General features: G+C 33.7%; 4 protein-coding genes. All 4 read right to left on the bottom strand.

Annotated elements, in window-relative coordinates; genetic code table 11:
- Positions 1–211, bottom strand: a 211-nt coding sequence (locus TICRE_RS09970) for an ATP-binding cassette domain-containing protein (RefSeq protein WP_233120191.1), incomplete at its 3' end; no start/stop codon positions are given.
- Entirely contained in the window at positions 193–1,002 is an 810-nt protein-coding gene (saoP, locus tag TICRE_RS09960; RefSeq protein WP_269843996.1) for an ABC transporter permease subunit SaoP, read from the bottom strand. The genes saoP and TICRE_RS09970, both read right to left, overlap by 19 nt.
- A complete protein-coding gene (gene saoB / locus TICRE_RS09955) occupies positions 966–1,742 on the bottom strand; it encodes an ABC transporter substrate-binding (seleno)protein SaoB (RefSeq protein ID WP_269843995.1) in 777 nt (258 codons plus the stop codon). Before saoB ends, saoP begins: the two co-directional genes overlap by 37 nt.
- Positions 1,735–2,823, bottom strand: a complete 1,089-nt coding sequence (gene saoX / locus TICRE_RS09945; protein WP_075727644.1) for an ABC transporter substrate-binding subunit SaoX — start codon at positions 2,821–2,823, stop codon at positions 1,735–1,737. Before saoX ends, saoB begins: the two co-directional genes overlap by 8 nt.
- Positions 2,824–2,970: the final 147 nt, after the last annotated feature.

Raw genomic sequence — 2,970 nt, 5'->3', positions numbered from 1 at the left:
CTATTATTGAACCTGAATCAGATTTTTGAAACCCTGCTATTATACTAAGCAAGGTTGTCTTTCCACAACCTGATGGTCCTAGTAGAGATATAAATTCTCCCTTGTCTGCCCCAAAACTAATATCTTTAAGGACTTGATTTACACTTCCATTACTAGTAAAGGTTTTATTGATTGATTCTACCGTCAACTCCATTACTGTGCGTGCCTCCATTTAGTGAGTCTTTTATTAATAATTTGTAATATTTTATCCACACCAAACCCGACAATAGCAGACATAAACATTAGTGATATAAGTACATCAGTCTGCATCCTAGCTTGTGCTTCAACCATAGAGTAGCCAAGACCGGCACTCGTTGCTATAAACTCCGCTCAGACGACGGACATCCAACCAATACCTACTGCAAGCCTTGCCCCTACTAGTACATCTGGTATTGAAGCTGGAATTACTATATTGATAAATATGCTAAGTGGTCCAGCTCCCATACTTTTAGCTGCATTGTAATAATCCTTTGAAATGCCTCTAACACCTTGAATAGTATTAAGTATTACTGGAAATACACCAGAGAGTGCAATCATAAATAAAGTTGGTCCATCTCCTATACCTAGCCAAATAATGGTTAAAGGTACCCATGCCATAATAGGTACTTGCCTTACTGAGTCTATAATACCTGATAGCAGTTTTTCTGCTAACTCAGAAAGGCCCATTAGATATCCCAATGGTAATCCTACTAGCAATGCATATAGAAATCCTTTGAGAACTCTTTTCATAGTTATAGATAGGTTTAGCAATATCTTTGGATCTGTTGCAGAGCTAATCAATGCTTTTCCTATTTCCATAGGCTTAGGTAATAATAAGGATGAGTCTATCCTAACAGCTGCATAATGCCATAATCCAATAATCCCTATAAATACAAGTAATTTATATATCATCTCTCTTATATCTCTTTTTGTGATATTGGAATATTTTAATCTTCCCCTATATTCAGAAGCTTTACTTTCCACTTTTGTAATCCTCCTTTCTCTAAATTAGTTTTTGTATAATTATAAAAATGTTTTTCTAGTAATCTATCATTCCTCATCAATTCTTCTAAAGATTCATTATATGTCCTTACAAATTTTTTAAACTCTTTTGTTTTCATAAACTCCACATTAGATATAAGAACATATGTTGTATAATCACCATCAATTACTGAACTCTCTTTTATCCCATTTACGTGTACTCCCTTTATAAAATCAATTATAATCCCATCCACTTCACCCTTTTCTAAAGCATAGGGAAGAGCACTTACCATCATTGGTGCTATTTCTACATCTTGTCCAAATCTCTTCTTGATTAAATCTATCTGGTAATCTCTATCTTGAGTCATTCCTATTATCTTAGGATTCTCTGTTTTGGTGATAAATATATCTGAATTCATCATAGATGTAGAGACTACTTCAAACCCCTCTATATTTTCAAGATATTCCTTGGCTGCTTCTTTACATACAATTGCCATATCCAACAAATCTGAGCTCAAGGCCCATTGAGAAGTTTTAGCTCAGCAATCCTTTATAAAATAAGCTTCTAATTCATCACCTATCTTTAACTTTTCTTCCTTTATCATATAATCTACTACAAAGCCAGAGATGTCATCAGATACTCCAACCCTTATTTTCCCTCCCACCAGTACTTCCGATGGGAGAAAAAAGGTTATTGCTACCGCTATCCCAATAATTAATATTATTAGAAAAATTCTATTCATCTATCTCCATTGCCTTCTTTTTAAAGTCTTCATAACTCATACCTATTGGAAAAACTGAGTCTATCTTTTCTTTTATAAATTCATCAAAATCATCTAACTTAGCTGCATTATAAATATCATAAGCTATTAGGTCTTCAAATTTAGGTAATTTTTCTATTAAATCATATCTTTTATATACATCATAAGCATGTTGAAAACTCTCTTCTTCAATTTCCCATGTTAAAGTTCTACCTTCTTCTACACATTTTTTATATATAGTCATAGTCGCAACTTCTTCTGGAACATTATAGTACTTGGCAAATATCTTTGCTGCTTGATGAGGATGCTCATATACATATTCTATACTCCTTTGATGAGCAGTTAACAACTTTTCAGCTAGTTCTGGGTGTTCTTCTACAAATTTTTTATTTAGTGAGAATGCACAACAGATACCCATTTTATCATCCATTTCCATATATGTTGCCATTATCTTGCCCTTTCCTTCATAAACAGCCATAGAGCCCCATGGGTCACAAGATGTAAAAGCCTTAATTTGACCAGTGGCTAAAGCCATATATGCGTCTGCATCAGAACTGATATTTACTATGTCATAATCTTTTTCATCTGTAGATAAATTTAATATTTTTGAGTATCCAGCTATCCAGCCCTCATCTTTAGTACTTCCAATAGACACTTTTTGACCATATAGATCTTCTGGTTTCTCAATATCATTTGCCACTACTAAGTACATAGAACCCCCTATATGATTATTAGCTCCTATTAAAATTGGAGAACCTTGTCCATTAGCAGCAATTAATCCTCTATTTCCAATATATCCTGCATCCATCTGCCCTGCTGCCATAGCCTCTGGAACTTTACCATTTCCAGTTAACTTTACATTTAAACCAAGGTCTTTATATATCCCTGCCGCTTCTCCAATTGCAGCCCCTACCATATGGTCACAGTTATAATATCCTAAATTGATTTCATAATCATCATCAACATTTCCTACTTTTTTACCTTCATCTTTTTTACCGCATCCTACTAATGTACTAATTATTAGCATTGATAATACTATCAATAATAACTTTCTTTTTTTCATCTTCATCATTCTCCTCTAAGTTATTATATAATTAACAGCAATCTCTCATTCCTTCTCCAAATAAATTCTTTACCTCTAAACCTTCCACCCTAAATATGGCATAACCAAACTGTCCATCTTTAGATCCAGAGACTATAAATTCCAAAG

This window comes from Tissierella creatinophila DSM 6911 (assembly GCF_001940565.1).
In the GTDB taxonomy this organism is placed as follows: Bacteria; Bacillota; Clostridia; order Tissierellales; family Tissierellaceae; genus Tissierella_A; species Tissierella_A creatinophila.
This window is presented reverse-complemented; position numbering and strand designations above follow the sequence as displayed.

Excerpts from the sequence above, each read along its gene's own strand:
- saoX (WP_075727644.1), bottom strand. The coding sequence starts at position 2,823 with ATGAAAAAAAGAAAGTTATTATTGATAGTATTATCAATGCTAATAATT.